Source organism: Sedimenticola sp. (assembly GCF_050289425.1).
Lineage (GTDB): Bacteria > Pseudomonadota > Gammaproteobacteria > Chromatiales > Chromatiaceae > Sedimenticola.
Window position 1 is genome coordinate 13,676 of sequence record NZ_JBNKFS010000021.1, and the last position, 21,714, is coordinate 35,389.

Below are 21,714 nucleotides of genomic sequence, written 5' to 3' on the forward strand. Positions count from 1 at the left end.
TAGTGTTAACAGGCTCCGATCAGTGCTTAGGTTCGCATACGCTGCCTAGTGAATATGGTCTCTATCTGTTATACAAGGGAGATGAGCATACCATCGCCATCTGATCGATTGACGGTCCCGGGAATGGAGCGGCGCCAGCAGGTTTGCGGCGACGGCCGCATATCGACGGGCTGATTATGTACACGATCGCAATTTTCAATAGCCAGGAAGGCGTCGGCAAAACGGCGGTAACGCTCAATTTGGGACATGCCCTTGCCCTGGCGGGGCATCAAGTCACTCTGGTGGATTTTGACCCTGCCGGTGATCTTTCAACGGCCCTGGGCTTGTTCAGGCAACCGGCGCAAGGGATAGATCAGGTACTGACTGATGCTGTTGACTTTGAGACGGTTGCGATCAGTACACGTGATGAGATGCACTTGATACCGTCTGGATCCAGACTCGCGGAACTTGAGCGGGCGGAGCATCCAGGTATGAAGCAGGGGTTGCTGTTACAACAAGCGCTACTCAAGGGAATGCCCGGACAGGCGTTTATGCTATTTGATTGTCCTTCTGTATCGGAATTGCTGGTCGCCAACGCCTTGCTGGGAGTGGATATGGCGCTGATCCCCGTAAGCGGTGATGCGGCCGGTGCAGAATCATTGCCTCATCTATTGGAGACGGTGCGACGTTTCAGTGCGGCGAGAGGGGGGGCGCTCAGGTATACCATCGTGATGAACCGCATCCCGGCCCGACGTCGTCTGACGGGGGTGGCGGTGTCGAAATTTTCAGGTCTGGCGCCGGAAAATTTTTTGCAGACTGTTATCTGCCAGTCGGAGCTGATTACCGAAGCAAGGAAAATGGGTAGGACGGTTTTTGAGTATCGAGCCCATAGCCGTTCAGCGGCGGATTTCAGACAATTGGCCGGTGAGTTGTTGCGGCGTATCGAATTGGATCGGTAGTCAATATTCGAGTCTTGGCAGTTTTTCTCGGTTGGGCGATACTGCACTCACGAGGGCAGTAATTCGATGCTAATCGAAGGAGGCGTTCGATGGGGGTTTCAGTGGTAGAGTCAGCAGATAAGGAGCAGGTCTTACTCAAAGTGACGGGCCGTTTTGACTTTTCCAGTCACCACGAGTTTTCGTCGGCCTATAAGCAGTATCCGAAAGGTGAGCGGCGGTTCGTGGTCGATCTATCGGATACCGAGTACATGGACAGCTCTTCTATGGGGATGTTGTTGCAGCTCAAGGAGCATGCCTGCGGTCAAATGCCGGTGTCACTGGTAAACGCCAATGACGCAGTGAGGGAGATTCTGCAAATCGCCAATTTTGACAAGTTGTTTAGCATCGCGTGAGTAGCGACACGCCATGTCTAGTGGTCTGTTCTTGTGCCGGTGAACGGGAATTCCGCCTTTTTCTAACGGCTTGTCGGTCTAAAGCGTCGAGACAGGCTAGAAACTCTTCGCCAATTACCCTATCCTTGCCCTTTTTCTGTCGGGGCAATACAGCATGGGTTTTAAATGTGGCATCGTCGGATTGCCGAATGTGGGCAAGTCGACGCTTTTTAATGCACTGACACAAGCCACTATTGCGGCTGAAAACTATCCTTTTTGTACGATTGATCCAAATGTGGGCGTGGTCCCGGTTGCCGACCCCCGACAAAACGAGTTGGCGAAAATCGTCAAGCCGCAAAACATCATTCCCACCACCATGCAGTTTGTTGATATCGCCGGATTGGTGGAAGGCGCCTCCAAGGGGGAAGGCCTGGGAAATAAATTTCTCGCCAACATCCGTGAGACGGATGCTATCTGCCATGTTGTCCGCTGTTTTGAGGATGACGATGTGGTGCATGTGGCGGGTAAGATAGATCCGTTGTCAGATATCGAAATCATCAATACCGAATTGGCTTTGGCGGACATGGAGTCTGTGGAGAAGGCGCTGTTGAAAGCGGCCAAGCAGGCAAAAACGGGTGACAAGCAGATACTGGCGCAGAAGGAGCTACTGGAGGCGGTCAAAGCCCATCTCGATCAGGGAGAACCGGTTCGTGCCATGGCGCTCACCCGCGATCAGAAGCTGGCGCTGCGTGATTTGCATCTGTTGACCATCAAGCCCACCCTTTATATTGCCAACGTGGCCGATGACGGCTTTGTGGATAATCCCTTGTTAAAAGCGGTTGAAGAGTTGGCGGAGCGCGAAGGAGCCGGCGTGGTGGCGGTCTGTGCGGCCATCGAAGCCGAGCTAGCCGAGCTGGATGATGAAGAACGTCAGGAGTTTCTGGCCGACATGGGGCTGGAAGAGCCCGGTTTGGATCGGGTTGTTCGGGCGGGATATCGACTGCTTGGGTTGGAGACTTACTTTACCGCCGGTGTTAAAGAGGTCCGTGCCTGGACCATACCGGTGGGGGCTACGGCACCGCAGGCGGCGGGGGTGATTCATACGGATTTCGAAAGAGGGTTTATCCGCGCTGAAGTGATTGCTTACGAGGATTTTATCGCCTGTAAAGGGGAGCAGGGTGCCAAGGAGGCTGGTAAGCTGCGCTTGGAAGGGAAAGAGTACGTGGTGCAGGATGGCGATGTGATTCATTTCCGCTTCAATGTTTAGCGCGGATTTTTCGAGGCATGGAATTTCGCTGTAAAATGGACAAATATCAGCGAGATAGCTTGCCTGTTTTGGGATGATGAATATTAAAGGCGTGTTTTGAATTGACACATGGAGGAAGCCCCGGTATATTTCCCCGCCTTCTGGCTACGTAGCTCAGTCGGTTAGAGCGACGGACTCATAACCCGTAGGTCGGTGGTTCAATTCCACCCGTAGCCACCAGATCAAAGCCCCTTGGTGATGCCAAGGGGCTTTTTTGTGCGGAGATGACGCGACCCTCGGTGGGGGGCGACCAGTTTCAACGAGCCGGAGTGAAGCTGAATTTCTGGCCGCCCACGGTAGCTTCATACATCAGACCGCCCTTGGGCATGGTGAAAATGGCAACGCCGTTGTCATAATCGGCATCGGCAGAAGCGCCGGCTGTGACCGCCACGGCAGATGCTTGCGCGTTGAATTCGAAGTTTCCACTGGTGAAATCATTCAGTGCCCGTTTGTCCTTGAAGAAGATTATCTCCGTGTAGGCTTGGCCGCCCAGTTGGAAGCCGATGGTTATCTGGGACAGGCTGGAGGTGCCAAGATAGTGCCCCTGTCGGTACACCTCGCCCTCACCGTACGCCCCTCCCAACCCTATACCGGCCTTGCCGACAGTGGGGAAAATGGCGTAGCCGTAGGCCTTATTGAAAAATATCTTAATACCAGGGTCCTTTTTTTTGAGGTTGGTGATAGCTTCGTCCACCGAGCGATTGCCTGTATGGCTTTTGCTTGTACCGCTATCTTCTCGGGGGTCCCATCCGGCATTGGCCGCCTGCGTAAAGGGGAGCGCGGTTAGGGTGATCAAGGTCATCAGGGTCGCGATACGTCTACGGTTCATAAGCCATCATCCTGTGTTGTTATTTGTACCGGCCCATTTAAGCACAGAATGGGTCTGGATGACTGCGCGCAGATAACACCTGATTGAGCAGATTGCGTGCTGCCTCTATTTTTTTCTAATCATGTGGAAACTTTTAGCGTCTTTTCCGGTCTCTATAGTTGATGCCGATACTACAGCGGTATCAGCGATTGAAGTGTACTTTTGTTCATTTAGGACTCCCCTTCAGGCATTTAAGTCTGACTTGACACCGCCCTCTCCCCGGGGCGGTTTTTTTTGTCCAGAGGTGGGGGAAGCGGGAAGCTTGGGTTAGGGGGGGCTGTGTTGGGAATGGGCGCATAATAATTTGCGCACAATAATGGTGCAATAAATGGCCGTTACTGCCTCTAAAGCGTGCATGCTTTGTATTTTTTTAGGGCATAATACAGACAAGCTATTGTTTTTATTGTATATTATTCATGGGCATGAATTGTGCATAAAAATTGGCAATTTTTCGACTGATGTTGATGATCGCCAGTTTTTTTACTGCAATTAGGCACTGATCGTGGGTGCCGTTTTTTATGCTTGGGAGTGATGTAATGAGAAAACCGCTACTGATAGCGTTCCTGTCGGGACTGATGCCCGGCCTGGTTCAGGCAGAGGAGGCGACCTTGAACAGTGCAAATACCGCATGGATACTCACATCGACGGCGCTGGTGCTGTTTATGACGCTGCCAGGACTGGCGCTCTTTTATGGTGGGTTGGTCAGGACTAAGAACGTTTTGTCCGTATTGATGCAGTGCTTTGCCATTGCCGGAGCGGCATCTATCCTCTGGTTAATTGTCGGGTACAGCCTTGCATTTGGAGCGGGGAACGGCGTGATCGGCGATTTCAGCAAGGTGATGATGGCGGGTATTGGCCGTGAAGCGCTCACCGGCGATATTCCAGAATCCTTGTTTATGCTGTTCCAGATGACGTTTGCCGTTATCACTCCGGCGCTGATTATCGGTGGTTACGCCGAGCGGATGAAGTTCTCTGCCATGCTGGTGTTTAGCTGTATCTGGCTGTTGGCCGTGTACGCGCCGATAGCACACTGGGTGTGGGGTGGAGGCTGGCTGCAGAAGATGGGTCTATTTGATTTTGCCGGCGGTGTAGTGGTGCATATCACTGCAGGCGTGGCCGCCCTTGTGGCGGCTGTCGTGTTGGGGCCACGCAAGGGCTTTCCTACCACCGCGATGCCACCGCACAACCTGCCCATGACCGTGACCGGTGCCGGCATGCTTTGGGTGGGCTGGTTCGGTTTTAACGGTGGCAGTGCACTGGCCGCCAATGGTGATGCTGCGATGGCGATGCTGGCCACCCACATATCGGCCGCAGCCGGCGCCATGACCTGGTCGCTGATTGAGTGGCGGCGTTTCGGCAAGCCCAGCGTGTTGGGTGCCGTCACCGGTATGGTAGCCGGCCTCGGTACCATTACGCCGGCCTCCGGTTTTGTGGGGCCCGGCGGCGCGTTGGTCATTGGTTTGTTGGCGGGAGGCGTCTGCTTTACAGCTACTCAATACATCAAGCGGGTACTCAAGATTGATGATTCCCTGGACGTGTTCCCGGTGCACGGTATCGGCGGCATCATGGGTACCCTGCTGGCGGGTATTCTCTCCTCGACCGAGCTGGGCGTCTTCAGTGGCTACGGTTTCGCCGACGGCATCGACAGTATGGGGGGGCAGTTCTCCGTGCAGTTGACCGGTGTCGTGGTCAGTATCCTGTTTACGGCGGTGGTGACCTATCTGGCATTGAAGCTGGTGGCTATGCTGACCGGAGGGCTACGCGTCACCGATGAGCAAGAAGTTGAAGGCTTGGATATCGTCAGCCATGAGGAGTCCGGTTACAACTACTGACGCGTGAACCGGGGCGGGCGGATTTTTACGATTGTAGCGCATTAAATCTGCCCGCCCCAATCGGTTGTCAGCCCTCTGCCTGGAGGGCGAGGGTGCGGGCACGGCTATAATCGTTTTTCCGCTGCCCAGTTTGGGGATCTGATCGACAGGAGGTATCTTCGCCGGTCGCATCAGCGGGTTGATCGGTGACTGTTTTAGGCGCGCCAGCACGCTGTCTGGATTGATCTCTCCCGCTACCAACAGCAATATGCGCTCACCCTTCTGCTAGTCGGGCACACTGGTGGCCGGCATCTCGACCGCCTCTTCCTCTGGGAACAGACTGGTTATCTGCTGCTCGACGGCTCCCAGGCTGAGCATTTCTCCGCCTATCTTGGCAAAGCGTGGGTAACGATCGGCGATGGTCCGAAAACCATCTTCATCCATGCTCCTTGTCTCCGCTGAGATACCAGCGCCGGCCATCCAGTTCCCGGATGGCATCGCGGCTCCTCTCCGGATCGTTGAGATACTCCACCATCAATTGGCTGCCACCGATCAAGATCAGGCCGTCTTCTCCTGTGGGGAGGGTCGCGAAGGTATGCGGGGCCACAATCCGGAAGCCGCCTCCCGGCAGCGGCATGCCTACGCTACCGATCTTCTGTCTGGTCTGATTATGTCAATCCCGCTCATTAATGCGATCCGGGATGTTGACGCTGGCGACCGGCGTGGTTTCGGTAACGGGATGCTGGCCAGTAGTTCCAATGCGGTATTTCAGCGTAAGCTGGAACAGCTGGTCAGGGAGTTCGATGAACTGAATCAGGATGATGCCCAACTACCGTTCGAGCAGCGTTTCGGCACTACCGTGGTGTTGGCGCTGCGGCGCTGGCAATATGGGTTATTTGATCAGTTTAAAAAGGTGAAGGTGTGATATAGGGAGTTCATGAGAACTTAATTGAAATGGTAATATGGCAAATAACCTTGATCTTTGAGCAGAATTAGTGATTGAGCCCAGCCTGCGAGGTCGGATGTGCGTATTGCCGTATTAGAGGACAATGAAGATCAGATCAAAATGCTCCAGCTCTGGTTGCAGGAGGCGGGACACCATTGTCACCCCTATATCGATGCGGCCGGATTTCAGCGCAGTCTGCAACGCAGCAGTTTTGATCTGTTGCTGATCGATTGGGAGTTGCCGGTCTCGTCCGGTATCGAGGTATTGCAGTGGGTCAGGCAGTACATCGACTGGCCGATTCCCGTGTTGTTTATGACCGCCAGGGATGCCGAATCGGATATCGTTTATGCCCTGGAGCAGGGCGCGGATGACTATATCGTCAAGCCTGCCTCGCGGGCGGTGACGGTGGCGCGGATCAATGCGTTGGGCCGCCGCCTGGGCACACACCGGCAAGAGAAAACGGTACTGGAGTTTGGTGATATCTCTATCGATGTTGGCCGGAGTGAGATACGGGTGAGAGGTGATAACCCGGAATTGACTGAACGGGAGTTCCAGTTGGCTGTCATGCTGTTCAACAATATCGGACGGTTGATCTCAAGGGACCACCTGCTGGAGCACATCTGGGGTATTTCCGCCAATATTGCCACCCGGACCGTGGATACCCATGTCAGCCGTTTGCGACAAAAGCTGCAACTGATTCCGGAGTACGGTTGGCAGCTGAAAGCCGTGTACCAGCACGGTTACCGGCTCGAACAGTTGGACGCCTGAGCGCCGCACAGGCTCCGTTGAAGAGCCCCATCACTTCCCGGCGCCGCGGAAAAACAGGCGTACAATCCACTTCTCCAGCTCCACCAGAAAGAACAGCAGCACTCCGCATACCGCGATGCGCAGCCAAGCGTCGCCGGGCAACGGCGCGGAGTGGAAGAACAGCTGCATGACCGGCAGGTAGGTATAGAGTAGCTGGAACAGGGAAACGATCAGAATAGCGATCAGCACGTAGCGGCTGCCCAGCAGCCCTTTCCGATTGAGTACCGATGCAGTGATGTAACGGGTATTGAGCAGATAGAAGATCTCCGTCACCACCAGGGTATTGACCGCCACGGTGCGCGCCACTTCGATCCCGGCGCCGCTGTTGCGCTCCCAGATAAACAGCCCGAAGGTGGCCATCACCATGAGAACCGAGACAAACAGTATCCGCCACACCATAAACGGCGAGAGCAGGGCGTCCCGGGTGTTCCGTGGGCGCCGTTGCATAATATGGGCTTCACCCGGCTCGAAGGCCAGCGACAGCGCCAGGGTCACGGCGGTGATCATGTTGACCCACAGGATCTGCGCGGCGGTCACCGGCAGCAGCCGTCCGAAGGCGATGGCGGCAAGAATGGTCAGCGCCTCGCCGCCGTTGGTCGGCAGGATGAACAGGATGGACTTTTTGATGTTGTCATAGACCGTCCGGCCTTCCTCTATGGCCTGGACGACGGAGGCGAAGTTGTCGTCGGCCAGGACCATTTCGGCAGACTCCTTGGCGGTTTCGCTCCCCTTGATGCCCATGGCGACGCCTATATCGGCGCGCTTCAGGGCTGGGGCGTCATTCACCCCGTCGCCGGTCATGGCTACCACCCGGTCGTTTTGCTGCAGGACCTCCACCAGGCGCAGTTTCTGCTCCGGGCTGGTGCGGGCGAACACATTGATGTTCCGGGTCTTATCCCTGAGCGTCGCCTCGTCCAGGGATGCTATCTCGTCGCCCGTAAGCGATCTGTCGGCGTCCGTAATGCCCATGCTGTGGGCGATCGCCCGGGCGGTGGTTACGTGGTCTCCGGTGATCATCTTGACCTGGATCCCGGCGGCGTGGCAGCGGGCAATCGCCTCAATGGCCTCGGGGCGCGGCGGGTCGACGATGCCCAACAGTGCCAGCAGGATCAGGTCGCCCTCCACCTCCTGAAAAGTGAGCATCCGCTGTTGCGTATCTGTTGGGCGCATGGCGATGGCCAAAGTGCGCTGGCCGCGTGCCGCAATCACCTCGGTCTGCCCACTCCAGAACGCTAGGTCGATCGGCTGCGGGCCGCTGCCGGTCATCTGGCTGTGGCAGCGTGGCAGGATGGTTTCGCTGGCGCCTTTCATATAAATCCAGCCCTGTCCGCTGTGGTCATGGTGTAGGGTGGCCATGAAGCGGTGCTCCGACTCGAATGGAATGACATCTGTGCGCGGCATCTGCTCCGCCAGCAGCCGCTGTTCCACCCCGCCTTTCATGCCCAGCACCACCAGCGCACCTTCCATTGGGTCTCCATGCAGTTGCCAGCCGTTATCCTGCTCGGTCAGCGTGGCATCGTTACACAGCACGGCGGCGCGGCAGCAGGCACTGAGCAGCGGGTCGTCGAGGTCCCCGGCGCGACCCGCGCCGTCGACAAACCCACCGTGAGGGTCATAGCCGCTACCTTCCACTTCGAAGCTGTTATCGGCAAATACCAGGGACTGCACCATCATCTCGTTGTGCGTCAGGGTGCCGGTCTTGTCGGAGCAGATCACATTCACCGAGCCGAGCGTCTCCACGGCTGGCAGGCGTCGAATGATGGCATTTCTGGCCGCCATGCGCTGCACGCCGATCGCCAGGGTGATGGTGATGATGGCCGGCAGGCCCTCTGGAATGGCCGCCACGGCCAGCCCTACAGCGGCCAGGAACATCTCCTCCACCGAGTTGCCGTGTGCAAGGATACCGAACAAGGCGGCGAACAGGGCTATCGCCAGGATGGCACTGGAGAGGCGGCCGGCGAATTGCCCCATCTGCCGCGTCAGGGGGGTGCTTAGCACCTCCACCTGGGCCAGCAGGGTGCTGATCCTGCCGATCTCGCTCTGCTCGCCGGTGGCGGTCACTAGGCCGGTGCCCTGGCCAAAGGTTACCAGGGTTCCGGAGTAAGCCATGCAGCGCCGATCGCCCAGTGGCGCCCGGGTTTCAACCGGTGCGGTATCTTTCTCAATCGGCAGCGATTCGCCGGTCAGCATCGCCTCGTCGATATGCAGATTACGGATGTTCAGCAGACGCAGATCTGCCGGGACCCGGTCGCCGGACTGGATGAACACTATGTCCCCCGGTACCAGCTTCTCCGCCGGCAGGGAAAAGCGTTTGCCGTCCCGGATTACCATGGCTTGGGGCGACAGCATGTTGCGCACCGCCTCAAGGGCTCGCTCGGCCTTGCCCTCTTGGATAAAGCCGATGATTGCGTTGGCGATGACCACGCCGAAGATCACCCCGGAGTCGATAAAATGACCCATGGCGGTGGTCACCGCCCCCGCCACCAGCAGAATGTAGATCAGCACGTTCTTGAACTGCCCGATAAAGCGCGCCAGGGCGTTGCGGGCGGTTGGCGGATTGAGTCGGTTAGGGCCGTAGCGGGCCAAGCGTCGTCCGGCTTCGGCCTGGCTCAGTCCCCCAGGGCGGCTGGAGAGATTCCGCAGCACAGTCTCCGTCTCTTGTGCGTGCCAAGCGGTTATTACCGTGTCACTCCCCTGTTCGTATTGTTGGTCGATGCTCATTGTCGGACCTGGGTTTCCAAACGCCGTGCTATCCGTCGATGCTAACAACAGCCTAGTAGAATCAGCCCGCAACTGTCGACTTCGCTGCTTGATAAGGATCAACACTCATCTGTGTTCGTCGAATGCGTGGGGGCTTTTGCTAGTAAGATGGTATTAGGCGGTTATGGTTCTTGCTGCGTTACAGGAGAGTCAGATGAGCACATTGACATTTTACGGTGCGGCACAGCGGGTGACCGGTTCCTGTTACCTGATTCACCGGGGGGCGCAGCGCATACTGCTGGAGTGCGGCATGCTGCAGGGGGAAAACAACCACAAGCCCAAGGGCAAGCGGGACCGCACAAACGGCCACGATAGCGCCGAAGCGCGTTTTCCATTTGAGGTGGGGGAGATCGATGCGGTCATTCTCTCCCATGCGCATCTGGACCATTCGGGCATGTTGCCATTGTTGGTGAAGCAGGGGTATCGCGGCCCGATTTACATGACGCAACAGACGGAAGCGCTGCTTCCGACCATGCATAAGGATGCGGCATTCCTGCAGTTGAAAGATACCGAATGGGAAAATAAACGACGCGCCCGTGCCGGAAAAAGAGCCATCACCCCGCTTTACGATGTGGAAGACGTGGAACAGGAACTGGGGCAGTGTCAAGGCTTGGCCTATGGTGCGGTGTCGGAGATTTTGCCCGGCGTAAAGCTTTCGTTCCGCGAGGCTGGCCACATTCTCGGTTCAGCCATTGTGGAGCTGTGGCTGGAAGATAAGGGGGAGACCCGTAAACTGGTCTTTTCCGGTGATCTGGGAAACAGCAAGGCACCACTCATGCGTGACCCGGCGATTATTACCGAGGCGGATCTGTTGCTGATGGAGTCGACCTATGGTGATCGCAATCACCAGCCCCTTGATCGGACCCTGGAAGAGTTCAGGGCCGCACTGGATGCGGCGGCGCAGAGTGGTGGCAATGTGCTGATTCCGTCATTTGCCGTGGGACGGACTCAGGATCTTATCTATTACCTGGGCCAGTTATATCAGTCCGGTCAGTTGAAGCAGAACAATATCTTTATCGATAGCCCGATGGCGACCAGCATCAGTGAGATCTATGAGCAAAATACCCGGCTGTTCAATAAAGACGACCCCGAATTCCGCGAGATCATGACCCATGACTGGGAGCAGTGGCTACCGATCCTGCGCTTTACTCGTAGTGTCGAGGAGTCGATGGCACTGAACAAAATTACCGGGGGTGCCATCATTATCGCCGGTAGCGGCATGTGTCACGGCGGCCGCATCCGTCACCATCTGAAATATAACCTGTGGCGTAAGAACACGCATCTGGTTATCGTCGGTTTTCAGGCCCGCGGTACCCTGGGGCGGCTGTTGGTGGATGGCGTAAAGAAGGTGAAAATCCTCGGTAGTGAGATCGCCGTCAAGGCGCATATTCATACCTTGGGCGGCTTCTCCGCCCATGCCGGCCAGTCCCAGTTGCTGGAGTGGGCGGGGCACATGCGTAAAGTCATGCCCCGGCTCTATCTGGTGCACGGCGAGAGCGAAGCCATGTTGGCCCTGCAGAAATGTTTTGTGGAAGAGTACAACTGGGATGCCTCGATTCCGACGCTGGGTGAAGTGATCCAATTCTAAGTTCGTGCCGGTATCGAAACAGGCCGTTTGACATGTTTGGTCATTAAGTATCAAATGAAACCATTTGTTCGGAATGGTGGCCGGATATATTGGTGTCGGATCAGGTAGTGTAGAAAATCGATGAAAACAAGCAAGTTCGGGTATAACGCAACCGTCAGCAAGATTATAGAGGTGACCGGAGAGATCCGCATTCTACGGGTGGCACTGGATGAGATGGCATTCAGTTTCAAGGCCGGGCAGTACACCATGTTGGGACTCTTGCGGGATGCTCCGCGTATACCCGAGGCGCAGGAAGAAGAGGATGTCCGGGAGCCGGGTGGGGATCCGATGATCAGGCGGGCCTACTCCATCGCGTCGGGTAGTACCCAAACTCACTATCTGGAGTTTTATATCTCCATAGTCTCATCCGGGGCCTTGACCCCAAGGCTGTTTGCTCTGAGGGAGGGTGACCGGCTCTATGTGGGGGATAAGCCCAAAGGGCTGTTTACCCTGGACCGAGTCCCGTCACAGAGTCATGTGTTGCTGGTGGGGACCGGTACCGGGTTGGCGCCCTATGTCAGCATGTTGCGTAGCGAAGTGTTGGCGAATCGGGAGCGGCGTATCGCGGTGTTGCACGGTGCCAGTTTCTCCTGGGATCTGGGGTATCGTCGCGAACTGGAGTCGCTCGCCTTATATAACGAGCATTTTAGCTATATTCCTATGGTTTCCCGTCCCCAAGTGGACCGGGATTGGCAAGGCTTGACTGGCCGTATCCCGCCTTTTTTGGAGGCGCCGCAGTTGGAGGAACTGTGTGGTTTTTCTCTGGAGCCGGGGCCCAGTCATGCTTTGCTGTGTGGCAATCCGGCGATGATCGAGGATGCCACGGCGCGGCTTGAGTCCCGTGGATACCGGCAGAAACGGACCGGGGAGACGGCGACCCTGCATATGGAAAAGTATTGGTAATCGGATGTCTCTGATCACTCCTTTCCGAACCGCTCCCGTTCGGGTCAATGGCATTTCCCTCAGCTATCGTGAATGGCCAGGTGACAAGGGACCGATCCTCTGCCTGCCCAGTTTTGCCGGGCATAAGGGGAGTTTTGATCGCTTGGCGCAGGCGTTGGCCCCCGATTATCGGGTGATTGCGCTGGATCTGCGGGGGCGTGGCGACAGTGATAAGCCCGAACAGGGGTATGGGTTTGCCTATCATGCACGGGATATCCTCGCCTTCATGCAGCAACTGGGGATCGAAAGCTTCGCGATAGTCGGTCATTCGTTCGGCGCCACCCTGGGCACTTATCTTGCCTCGATACGACCTTCACGGGTCAAGGCTATAGTCTTGCTTGAGGGTGGTGCAGATCCTACCGAGCGCGTATTGGAGGCCATTCGGCCGACCCTGGTACATCTGGAAACCCGCTTTCCCTCAATGGATGCCTATCTTGAAGTGATGCGGGAAATGCCGTTTTACGCAACCCAATGGGGCGGGATGCTGGAAACCTATTTGCGGGAAGATGTGCATGTGCTGGAAGGGGGTGCGGTCCAACCGAAGGCGTGTGCACCGGCTCTGCACCAGGATCTTGATCTCCACTCTCTCTACAGTATGTGCCTGCATTTTCCGGCCATGGCGTGTCCGGCCCTGTTTGTCCGTGCCGGCGAGGGTCTGCTAGGCGGTCAGCGTGGCCATATCTTTTCCGAGGCGGAGACCGATGCCATTGTCCGCTGGATACCGCAAGGGCGCCGTATCGATCTGCCCGGGGTCAATCACTTCACCCTGCTGTTGAATGACCACGGGCTCTTGAATGATCCGGTTAAAATGTTTTTTGATCAGGCCGCCGGGTCATCGCCTGGCTCTGTTTAGTGCCAGTGCTGGGAGATGCCGCGGTTGATCACTTTCGCTGAGCCGTAATCAGCGCCTCCACTGCTTCCGCCGTGACCGGTTTGCTGTAAAGATATCCCTGCCCCTCCTGACAACCTGACCACTTGAGGAAATCGGCTTGAGCCTCGGTCTCGATCCCTTCGGCGATGACCGTCAATCCGAGACTCTTGCCCATGGCAATAATGGCGTCGGCGATCGCCATGTCATTTTTATCTTCCGGAATGTCCCTCACAAAAGATTGATCGATTTTCAGCTTATGAATCGGCAGCTGCTTCAGATAGCTGAGGGAGGAGTAGCCGGTGCCGAAGTCGTCGATGGCCAGTGTGACGCCCAGTTCGCGTAGCGCCTGCAACTGGACAATGGCTGACTCCGCCTGCTGCATGATAAAGCCCTCGGTGACTTCCAGTTCCAGCCGGTCTGTCGGCAGGCCACTCTGTTCGAGTGCTGCCATCACTTCATTGACCAGCGTGCCCCGTTGCAACTGGGGGCCGGCGATATTGACCGAGATCCGCCCAAAATCGATTCCCTTATCCAGCCACTCCTTACCCTGGCGGCAGGCAGTTCGCAGAACCCAATCGCCAATCGGGTGAATCAGGCCTGACTCTTCCGCCATGGGGATGAAACGGGCCGGGGGAATGGTGCCGAGTTCCGGATGTACCCAGCGGATTAGTGCTTCTACGCCAATGATCTTGCCGTTCTGCAGCTCTTTCTGCAGTTGATAGAGCAGGATCAACTGTTGCCGGTCGATGGCTTGGCGCAGGTTGTTCTCCAGCAATACCCGCTCAAAGGCGTTGCGGGTCAACTCTTCCGTGTAAAACTGGTAGTTGTTACGCCCCTCTTCTTTGGCCCGGTACATGGCGGAATCGGCGTTTCGCAATAGCGTGGCCGGATCTTTCCCGTCCTGCGGGCTGATGCAGATGCCGAGGCTGGCGGTGACGCGCACCTCCTGATCGCCCAGTTTGTAAGGGTGTTGAAATATGGAGGTCAGTTTCTGTGCTGCCAGGCCGGCGTTTTCAGGTTTTCCTATATCCTCCAGCAGCAGTACAAACTCATCCCCGCCGATACGGGCTACGGTGTCATCCTGGCGAACCATCTCCAGCAACTTGCCGGCCACATCCTGTAGCAGTTGATCACCGGCAGGGTGGCCGAGGCTGTCATTGATATGTTTGAAGTTATCCAGGTCGATAAAGATAACCGCCAGTTGGGAGTCGTGCCGTTCGGCATGTTTGATCGCCTGTTCCAGGCGCTCATTTAATAGCAGTCGGTTGGGTAGATCGGTCAGCGCATCATGGTGCCCCATATGATCCAACTGCGCCTGTGAGCGCTTGATGTGGGAGATGTCTGAAAATACCCCGACATAGTGGGTGAGCCGACCCCTGCCATCTACCACGCTGCTGATGGTCTGCCATTCCGGGAACAGTTCGCCGCTTTTGCGCCGATTCCACAGCTCACCCCGCCAGCGACCGGTTTCGTGAAGGGCGTGCCACAGGTCACGGAAAAAGCTCTTGTCATGGCGTCCGGATTTGAACAGGCTGGGATTGCTCCCGATCAACTCTTCGCGGGAGTAGCCCAGGATATCGCTGCAGGCTCGGTTGACCTCCACGATGGTGCCGTGGGTATCGGTGATCAGGATACCTTCATCGGTGTTGTCGAAGACGCTGGCGGCCAGCCGCAGGCGCTCCTCTACATGGCGCGAGTGACTGAGGTCATGCATGCTGATCAGCATACCGGTCTCCTGTCGGCTTTCATCCCGAATCAGTTTCAGGCTAACCTCCACTGGCCGGCCGTCAATGTTGTGCGGGTCGTTGGCCTCCAGGGTGATCAAGGTCTCCTTTTTTGCGGCCAGCGCCTGGCAGACCGGACAGTGTGCGTTATCGCCTTGCGGATGCATCAGATCCACAATCGGCCGGCCAGGGGATTGGGCAGGGTCCAAACCGGTTATCTGGTAGAAGGCCTTGTTCGCCCGCAGCAGATGCTGTTGCATATCCAGCAGATAAACCGCCCCATCAAACTGATTCATCGCCTGGGTCCATTCGCCGTTGGCACGTGCCAATTGGAGTTCGGCCTGTTTGCGTTCAGTGATATCCCGGCCCAGTACAATCAGCCCCTTGCGCTGTCCGCTCTCTTCACGCAGCGGCACCTTAATGACGTCGTATACCTTGTGGGTGCCGTCCGGCTTGGGGATGACCTCTTCACCTCGTGAGATCCCGGTGTTTTGCCACGCCTGCTCATCGCTCGCTTCACAAGCCTGGAAGGCGTCCCGATAAAGGGGGGCGGTATACTCCGCCAACTCCAAGTCGGTCTTTCCCCGGTACGCCACATCCGCCAGGGAGAACAGTTCCAGGTCGGCGTCGTTGGCCTCCAGCCAGCGACCTTCACCGTCCTTGAAGCAGATGATATCCGGGGTGGCATTGATCAATGTGCGAAGACGGTGTTCGTTCTCCTGTAGCGCCACCTCGGCCTGCTTGCGCTTGGTGATATCGACCACTACAGCGATATGGCTGACGGGTGTCTCGTTTTCGTGCCAGGTCGGTGAAACGGTGAGATTGACCCAAACAATCGAGCCGTCTTGGTGGCAGTAGCGCTTCTCGGTACTGAAATCTTTGATATCGCCGGACAAGAGCCGTGCCATGTTGTCCAGATCCTGCTGCAGATCATCCGGGTGGGTAATTTCGTGAAAGGTCTTGTTATCGGCCATTTCTTCCATGCTGTAACCGAGCATGTCGCAAAAACGCTGATTGATGCGTAGGAAACGACCGCTTTTTGATTCGACCAGGGCTACGCCCACTGCCGCCTGTTCAAAGATGGTGCGAAAACGCTGTTCGCTGTGTGCGAGGGCTTTTTGAGCTTGGTACTGGTCGGTGATATTCCGCACGACACAGATCAGCTCGTCGCGTTGCGCCAGCTTGGTCAGGCGCGCTTCGTAATGCTGAAGTGTCTGCCCGATGTTCAGATCGTAATCGAAGACCACCATCTGGTCCTCATCCAGCGCCTGATTCTGTTTTGTCAGAAATAGATCGCCCAATGGGTGGGGCAGGATGTCGGCCATCCGTTTGCCCAAAAAGGCATCCGGACTGGTGTAAAGCTCGGATAACGTTTGGGCGCGGTAATCGAGAATGGTGCTGTCCGCGGCGATGCGGAAGAATAGATCTGGTAGGGATTGAAATACCGCCTCCAGTTCCGCCTCCCGCATGCGTGCACTGGCCAAGCTCTGCTCGACCTCTGCTTCAGCTTGTTTGATGTGGGATATGTCACGGGCTATGGCGAACACGCCTTCAATCGAACCGCCGATCACCAGTGGGCCCTTGGTGGTTAAAAACGGCACGGTTTGTTCATCTGTGATAACCGACTCGTGATAGGTTTCCGTCTTTCCGGAACCCATGATGCGTAGATCATCCTGGCGAAACTGTTCGGCTACGGTCCTGGGAAAGAGTGCGTAATCGTCCTGGCCGACGATCTGCTCCAACGGGCACTGCAACAATGCGGATAGTGCCGGATTGGCGACAAGGTAGCGCCCCGTTCGATCTTTAACAAAGATGGCGTCGGTGGAGTTGTCGGTGATCGATGTCAGCAGGGTCAGGGTGCGCAGCTGTTCTACATGGATGGCTTGCTCGCGCCGTGCTGCGCTGGAAAGCTGGTTCACCAGACGATTTACCAGGATATAGAGCAGTAGCGAGGTAATCACGACAAATAGCCACCCCTTGATGGTGCTGGCAACATTGATCGCTTCGGAGGTACTTAGGACCCGGCTGACCAAGGCGTCTGAAAACAGAATCCAGAGCATCGCCATGCCGGCGTAGATCAGAACAATGCGCAGTACGCCACCGTGAAGGTGGCTGGCGTGCTCATGGGTGGGTGTGGATGATGCTGGCTTCATGCAGAGCGGGCTATCTGTGCCGGCAGGGGTTGTTTTATGTTCATGTTAAATAATCCTCTGGCCATCTTGGTTGCTTGTGCCTCCGCATTAAGGGTAGCTGACGTAATCGATGGGTTGTGATGATCCATAAAAATTCGACGCGTATCGATTGTAACGTCTTTGGCAGGAAAAGCTTAAACCAGGTTTAGGGTTCTGTGGAATGGTTAGGGGGGATTCGACAAAAAGGTGGATATCGTGCATGTGTGTGGAGGGGCGGTCGGCTGGCCCGCAGGCAACAAAAAGGCCTGCAATTGCAGGCCTTGATGTGTCTGGTCGGGGTGAGAGGATTCGAACCTCCGGCCCCTGCCTCCCGAAGGCAGTGCTCTACCAGGCTGAGCTACACCCCGAATACGGTTTAACTTCTGCGTCTGACGGAAAAGTCGGCCAGCGCAGAGAGCGCGTCGCGGAAAGGTGATTCGGGCAGGGCGAGTAGCGCCTGCTTGGCCTTTTCGGCTTCCTCCGCGGCAAGGCGCGCAGTGTACTCGATCGCATCGGTGGATTCAATGGCCGCCATGACGATATCGATATGTTCCCGGCCGCCCTTTTCGATCACTTCCCGGAGTGCGGCACGCTGCTCGGCTGTGCCGACCTGCATGGCCCGCAGGATAGGCAGGGTCGGTTTCCCCTCTTCCAGGTCGTCGCCGATGTTTTTGCCGATCTCTTCGCTGGATGTGCTGTAGTCGAGGGCGTCGTCAATGATCTGGAAGGCGATACCCAGGTGCAGGCCGTAATCGGCCATGGCTTGCTCTTCAGGCAGTGAGGCTTCACCCAGTACCGCCCCGAGCCGGGCGCCGGCCTCGAACAGGGTAGCGGTTTTACGCAGGATCACTTCGCGGTATTTCTCTTCGGTGGTATCCGGGTCGTTGCAGTTGAGCAGTTGCAGGACTTCGCCTTCGGCGATGCGGTTGGTGGCGTGGGAGAGCACCTCCATCACCCGCATGCTGTTCATGTCGACCATCATTTCGAAAGAGCGGGAGTAGAGGAAATCGCCCACCAGTACACTGGCGGCATTGCCCCAAACCGCATTGGCGGTATCCCGGTTGCGTCGCATGTCCGATTCGTCGACCACGTCATCGTGCAGCAGGGTGGCGGTGTGGATGAACTCGATTACCGCCGCCAAATCGATATGCCCTTCACCCTGGTAGTTCAACGCACGTGCCGCCAGCAGCACAATCATCGGACGCAGCCGTTTGCCGCCACTGTTGACGATATAGTGGCCAACCTGGTTGATCAGTGCCACATCGGATTGCAGCCGGCGCAGAATCAGGGCGTCAACTGCCTTCATGTCTTCCGCAACCAGCTCGCGGATTGTGCTCATTTCCATGGGGTCTGTCTTAACTGCGTTGGTTTCAGGGTATATTAGGAGTGGAGCATGCTAGGAGTCTGCCCGGATGCTGTCAAGCGCGGGCGTTTGCCCCGCCGGGTGGAGAATGCCGGGTGAGCGCGCCTATTTTGCGCTTTTTTCTGTATGGTGATTGACCTGTGCAGCGGTCGCGGGTAGAATTCCGCCTCTTTCGTTGGCGCGTTGCTTCATTCGCGCGCCGAAATTAGCAGATTTTTTGCGGAGATTTGGTATGTATGCCGTAATTCAGACCGGGGGTAAACAGTACCGGGTTTCCGAGGGCGATACAGTAAAGGTTGAAAAGCTGGGTGCCGAAGAGGGTACCTCGCTGGATCTGGATAAGGTCCTGTTGGTCGCCAACGGCGAAGATATTAAGATCGGTACCCCCTATGTAGACGGTGGCAAGGTTACCGCTACGGTTAAATCCCATGGGCGGGCCAAGAAAGTGACGATCCTGAAATTCAAACGGCGTAAGCACCACATGAAACGTCAGGGACACCGTCAGTGGTACACAGAACTCGAGATTACCGGAATCAGCGCAGGCTGAGGGGCAGGGTTAGGCAATGGCACATAAAAAAGCAGGCGGTAGTACACGTAACGGCCGCGATTCTGAGTCAAAGCGTCTTGGCGTCAAAGTATTCGGCGGCCAGGCCATCAATGCCGGCGGTATCATTATTCGCCAGCGTGGCACAGCTGTTCACAATGGTGTGAATGTCGGTTGCGGCAGGGATCACACCTTGTTTGCCAAGGTGGATGGCGTGGTGAAGTTTGAAACCAAGGGCCCGAAAAATCGTCGCTATGTCAGCGTGATTCCGGCCTGATCGCGCCACCGCTTTACAACGACAAAAGGCCTCGTCTTATGACGGGGCTTTTTACGTTATGCCCAGGGATGGACGTATGCCGCGGAGTCCAGGGATGGGCGGGAGCGGCGATGCGAACGATTTTTAACGGTCACGGGCACGCCCATGAAATTTGTTGATGAAGCCACAATTCGTGTAGAAGCTGGAAAGGGGGGCAATGGTGCCGTCAGTTTCCGGCGCGAGAAATATATTCCTCGTGGCGGCCCTGATGGCGGTGATGGCGGTGACGGCGGCAGCGTCTATCTGGTGGCTGACTCGGGCCTTAATACGCTGGTAGATTTCAGGCACCAGCGGCGTCATCGGGCGCAGAGTGGGCAGCAGGGCATGGGGCGCAACTGTACCGGACGTAGTGCCGAGGACCTCTATATAAAGGTACCGGTGGGCACCCGGGTGACCGACCTGGAGACAGAAGAGCTGATCGGCGAGCTGTTGAGCAACGGTCAGAAGCTGCTGGTGGCCAAGGGCGGTTTCCACGGTATTGGTAACGCCCGCTTTAAAAGTAGCACCAACCGTTCACCGCGCCAGTTTACTCCCGGCTCCATGGGTGAAGAGCGGGATATTTTGCTGGAGTTGATTCTGTTGGCCGATGTGGGGTTGCTGGGAATGCCCAATGCCGGCAAGTCCAGTCTGATCAGCAAGGTTTCAAGCGCTACGCCGAAAGTGGCGGATTATCCCTTTACCACGCTACACCCCAATCTCGGTGTGGTCAGTCTGGGAACCGGTAACAGTTTTGTGATTGCCGATATTCCGGGCGTTATTGAAGGCGCTGCCGAAGGGGCGGGTCTGGGTCTGCAGTTTCTCAAGCACCTGAATCGCACCCGGCTGTTGCTGCATTTGGTGGATATGGTGCCGATGGATGAAACCGTTTCACCCGCAGATGAGGTACGGTTGATCGCCGCCGAGCTGGAGAAGTACAGTGACGACCTGTATGAGCGTGAGCGTTGGTTGGTATTGAACAAACTGGATCTGTTGCCGACTGAAGAGTTTTCGACGAAACGTGATGCCATGCTGGCTGAATTAGATTGGCAGGGGCCGGTCTATTCGATTTCGGCGCTGACCGGCGAGGGTACCCGGGAACTGATGCAGGACCTGATGCAGCGTCTGAAAACATTGCGTGAACAGGATCAGGACGCGCCGGCTGCCACGTCGGAGCAGCAGCAGGCAGAAGAGCCCTGGGACCCTTTGCAGGACTAGGGGGCGGTAGTATGAGCATGTCCCGAACACAGTTCACATCGGCCCACCGCTGGGTGGTCAAGATTGGCAGCGCGTTATTGACGGCTGATGGCAAGGGCTTGGCGCGGGAGGCGCTGGCCGGCTGGGTTGAGCAGATGGCCCGCTGGGTGTTGTCCGGCAACCAGTTGATTCTGGTCTCTTCCGGTGCCGTTGCCGAAGGTATGAGCCGCATGGGGTGGACCACCCGTCCCACCACCCTGCATGAATTGCAGGCCGCTGCGGCGATCGGCCAGATGGGCCTGGTGCGCGCCTATGAAACCTGTTTCCAGAAACACGGTCTGCATACTGCCCAAGTACTGCTGACTCATGATGACTTGACCAATCGGCGTCGCTACCTGAATGCCCGCAGCACACTACGGACGTTGATCTCGCTCGGTGTGGTGCCGGTGGTGAACGAGAACGATACCGTGGCCAACCAAGAGTTACGCTTTGGTGATAACGATACCCTGGCGGCGCTGGTGGCGAATCTGGTGGAGGCCGATCTGTTGGTGCTGTTAACGGATCAGCAAGGTCTTTATGACTGCGATCCACGGCACAATCCCGATGCGGTGCTAATCAATGAGAGCCGGGTCGATGATCCGGTGCTGGATCAGGTGGCCGGCGGCAGTTCCGGTCTATTGGGGCAGGGTGGCATGGTAACCAAGATACGTGCCGCGCGTCTGGCGGCGCGTTCCGGTACCGCGACCATTATCGCACCGGGAGTGGGTGAGCAAGTGCTGACCCGGATTGCTGCCGGTGAGGCAGTGGGCACCCTACTGCTGCCGGTGCAAGAGGCCGAGGCCGCGCGCAAGCGATGGTTGGCCGGGCATCTTCAGGTTCGTGGCCGTCTGGTAGTGGATGCCGGTGCGGTTCATGTACTTCGCGAGTCCGGCCGCAGTCTGTTGGCGGTAGGCGTGAAACAGGTGATCGGCGATTTTTCCCGGGGTGAGATGGTGGTTTGTGTGGATGAGCGGGGTCGGGAAATTGCCCGCGGCTTGGTCAACTATAACTCCGCCGAGAGTGACCGGATCAAGGGCGTCGCTTCTAGCCGAATCCAGGAGATCCTCGGTTACGTGGACGAAGAGGAGTTGATCCACCGGGATAACCTGGTTCTGGTGTGACGGTCGGCTGCCCGGT

The 21,714-nt window shown here is 56.8% G+C and carries 19 protein-coding genes and 2 tRNA genes; 14 read left to right on the forward strand and 7 right to left on the reverse strand.

What is annotated here, in order from left to right; all coding sequences use genetic code 11:
• Nucleotides 1–176 precede the first annotated feature (176 nt).
• From ACQY5R_RS14080 to ACQY5R_RS14095, 4 genes are all read left to right on the forward strand, one after another.
• Entirely contained in the window at nucleotides 177–938 is a 762-nt protein-coding gene (locus ACQY5R_RS14080; protein ID WP_428609547.1) for a ParA family protein, read from the forward strand.
• Nucleotides 939–1,027: 89 nt separating this feature from the next.
• Complete coding sequence (locus ACQY5R_RS14085; RefSeq protein ID WP_428609548.1) at nucleotides 1,028–1,330, forward strand: STAS domain-containing protein; 303 nt, start codon at nucleotides 1,028–1,030, stop codon at nucleotides 1,328–1,330.
• 154 nt (nucleotides 1,331–1,484) lie between these two features.
• Complete coding sequence (gene ychF, locus ACQY5R_RS14090) at nucleotides 1,485–2,576, forward strand: redox-regulated ATPase YchF (protein WP_428609549.1); 1,092 nt, start codon at nucleotides 1,485–1,487, stop codon at nucleotides 2,574–2,576.
• Between the two features lie 142 nt (nucleotides 2,577–2,718).
• Nucleotides 2,719–2,795, forward strand: a tRNA-Met gene (locus ACQY5R_RS14095).
• 76 nt (nucleotides 2,796–2,871) lie between these two features.
• On the opposite strand, the gene ACQY5R_RS14100 is transcribed toward ACQY5R_RS14095, so the two are convergent.
• Entirely contained in the window at nucleotides 2,872–3,444 is a 573-nt protein-coding gene (locus ACQY5R_RS14100; RefSeq protein WP_428609551.1) for a YSC84-related protein, read from the reverse strand.
• A gap of 575 nt (nucleotides 3,445–4,019) precedes the next feature.
• Here ACQY5R_RS14100 and ACQY5R_RS14105 point away from each other — a divergent pair.
• Complete coding sequence (locus ACQY5R_RS14105; RefSeq protein WP_428609552.1) at nucleotides 4,020–5,315, forward strand: ammonium transporter; 1,296 nt, start codon at nucleotides 4,020–4,022, stop codon at nucleotides 5,313–5,315.
• Nucleotides 5,316–5,579: 264 nt separating this feature from the next.
• Here ACQY5R_RS14105 and ACQY5R_RS14110 read toward each other — a convergent pair whose 3' ends face one another.
• Nucleotides 5,580–5,738 (reverse strand): hypothetical protein, encoded by a 159-nt coding sequence (locus tag ACQY5R_RS14110; RefSeq protein ID WP_428609553.1) that lies wholly within the window; start codon nucleotides 5,736–5,738, stop codon nucleotides 5,580–5,582.
• Nucleotides 5,731–5,931, reverse strand: a complete 201-nt coding sequence (locus tag ACQY5R_RS14115) for a hypothetical protein (RefSeq protein WP_428609554.1) — start codon at nucleotides 5,929–5,931, stop codon at nucleotides 5,731–5,733. Before ACQY5R_RS14115 ends, ACQY5R_RS14110 begins: the two co-directional genes overlap by 8 nt.
• A 33-nt stretch (nucleotides 5,932–5,964) precedes the next feature.
• Between ACQY5R_RS14115 and ACQY5R_RS14120 the strand changes: the two genes are divergently transcribed.
• Both ACQY5R_RS14120 and ACQY5R_RS14125 read left to right on the forward strand, forming a co-directional pair.
• Nucleotides 5,965–6,219, forward strand: a complete 255-nt coding sequence (locus ACQY5R_RS14120) for a hypothetical protein (RefSeq protein WP_428609555.1) — start codon at nucleotides 5,965–5,967, stop codon at nucleotides 6,217–6,219.
• Nucleotides 6,220–6,318: 99 nt separating this feature from the next.
• Nucleotides 6,319–7,008, forward strand: a complete 690-nt coding sequence (locus ACQY5R_RS14125; protein ID WP_428609556.1) for a response regulator transcription factor — start codon at nucleotides 6,319–6,321, stop codon at nucleotides 7,006–7,008.
• Between the two features lie 30 nt (nucleotides 7,009–7,038).
• Here ACQY5R_RS14125 and ACQY5R_RS14130 read toward each other — a convergent pair whose 3' ends face one another.
• The gene (locus ACQY5R_RS14130; protein WP_428609557.1) at nucleotides 7,039–9,768 is read right to left on the reverse strand and encodes a cation-transporting P-type ATPase; all 2,730 of its coding nucleotides are present in this window, start codon (nucleotides 9,766–9,768) and stop codon (nucleotides 7,039–7,041) included.
• A gap of 193 nt (nucleotides 9,769–9,961) precedes the next feature.
• Here ACQY5R_RS14130 and ACQY5R_RS14135 point away from each other — a divergent pair, with 193 nt between their 5' ends.
• From ACQY5R_RS14135 to ACQY5R_RS14145, 3 genes are all read left to right on the forward strand, one after another.
• Nucleotides 9,962–11,395, forward strand: coding sequence for an MBL fold metallo-hydrolase RNA specificity domain-containing protein (locus ACQY5R_RS14135; protein ID WP_428609558.1), 1,434 nt, complete (start codon nucleotides 9,962–9,964; stop codon nucleotides 11,393–11,395).
• 120 nt (nucleotides 11,396–11,515) lie between these two features.
• The gene (locus tag ACQY5R_RS14140) at nucleotides 11,516–12,337 is read left to right on the forward strand and encodes a ferredoxin--NADP reductase (protein ID WP_428609559.1); all 822 of its coding nucleotides are present in this window, start codon (nucleotides 11,516–11,518) and stop codon (nucleotides 12,335–12,337) included.
• A 4-nt stretch (nucleotides 12,338–12,341) separates the two neighbouring features.
• Nucleotides 12,342–13,229, forward strand: a complete 888-nt coding sequence (locus ACQY5R_RS14145) for an alpha/beta fold hydrolase (RefSeq protein WP_428609560.1) — start codon at nucleotides 12,342–12,344, stop codon at nucleotides 13,227–13,229.
• Between the two features lie 28 nt (nucleotides 13,230–13,257).
• On the opposite strand, the gene ACQY5R_RS14150 is transcribed toward ACQY5R_RS14145, so the two are convergent.
• The 3 genes from ACQY5R_RS14150 to ispB all read right to left on the reverse strand — a co-directional run bounded on the left by ACQY5R_RS14150 (nucleotide 13,258) and on the right by ispB (nucleotide 18,487).
• Nucleotides 13,258–17,124: a PAS domain S-box protein gene (locus ACQY5R_RS14150; RefSeq protein ID WP_428609561.1), complete on the reverse strand. Its 3,867-nt coding sequence runs from the start codon at nucleotides 17,122–17,124 to the stop codon at nucleotides 13,258–13,260.
• Between the two features lie 309 nt (nucleotides 17,125–17,433).
• Nucleotides 17,434–17,510: transfer RNA gene (locus tag ACQY5R_RS14155), tRNA-Pro, on the reverse strand.
• Nucleotides 17,511–17,518: 8 nt separating this feature from the next.
• Nucleotides 17,519–18,487 (reverse strand): octaprenyl diphosphate synthase, encoded by a 969-nt coding sequence (ispB, locus tag ACQY5R_RS14160; RefSeq protein WP_428609562.1) that lies wholly within the window; start codon nucleotides 18,485–18,487, stop codon nucleotides 17,519–17,521.
• 250 nt (nucleotides 18,488–18,737) lie between these two features.
• On the opposite strand from ispB, the gene rplU reads away from it, so the two are divergent.
• From rplU to proB, 4 genes are all read left to right on the forward strand, one after another.
• A complete protein-coding gene (rplU, locus tag ACQY5R_RS14165) occupies nucleotides 18,738–19,052 on the forward strand; it encodes a 50S ribosomal protein L21 (RefSeq protein WP_428609563.1) in 315 nt (104 codons plus the stop codon).
• A gap of 16 nt (nucleotides 19,053–19,068) precedes the next feature.
• Nucleotides 19,069–19,326 (forward strand): 50S ribosomal protein L27, encoded by a 258-nt coding sequence (rpmA, locus tag ACQY5R_RS14170; RefSeq protein WP_428609564.1) that lies wholly within the window; start codon nucleotides 19,069–19,071, stop codon nucleotides 19,324–19,326.
• A 144-nt stretch (nucleotides 19,327–19,470) separates the two neighbouring features.
• A complete protein-coding gene (gene cgtA, locus ACQY5R_RS14175; protein ID WP_428609565.1) occupies nucleotides 19,471–20,559 on the forward strand; it encodes an Obg family GTPase CgtA in 1,089 nt (362 codons plus the stop codon).
• A gap of 11 nt (nucleotides 20,560–20,570) precedes the next feature.
• The gene (proB, locus tag ACQY5R_RS14180) at nucleotides 20,571–21,698 is read left to right on the forward strand and encodes a glutamate 5-kinase (protein WP_428609566.1); all 1,128 of its coding nucleotides are present in this window, start codon (nucleotides 20,571–20,573) and stop codon (nucleotides 21,696–21,698) included.
• Nucleotides 21,699–21,714: the final 16 nt, after the last annotated feature.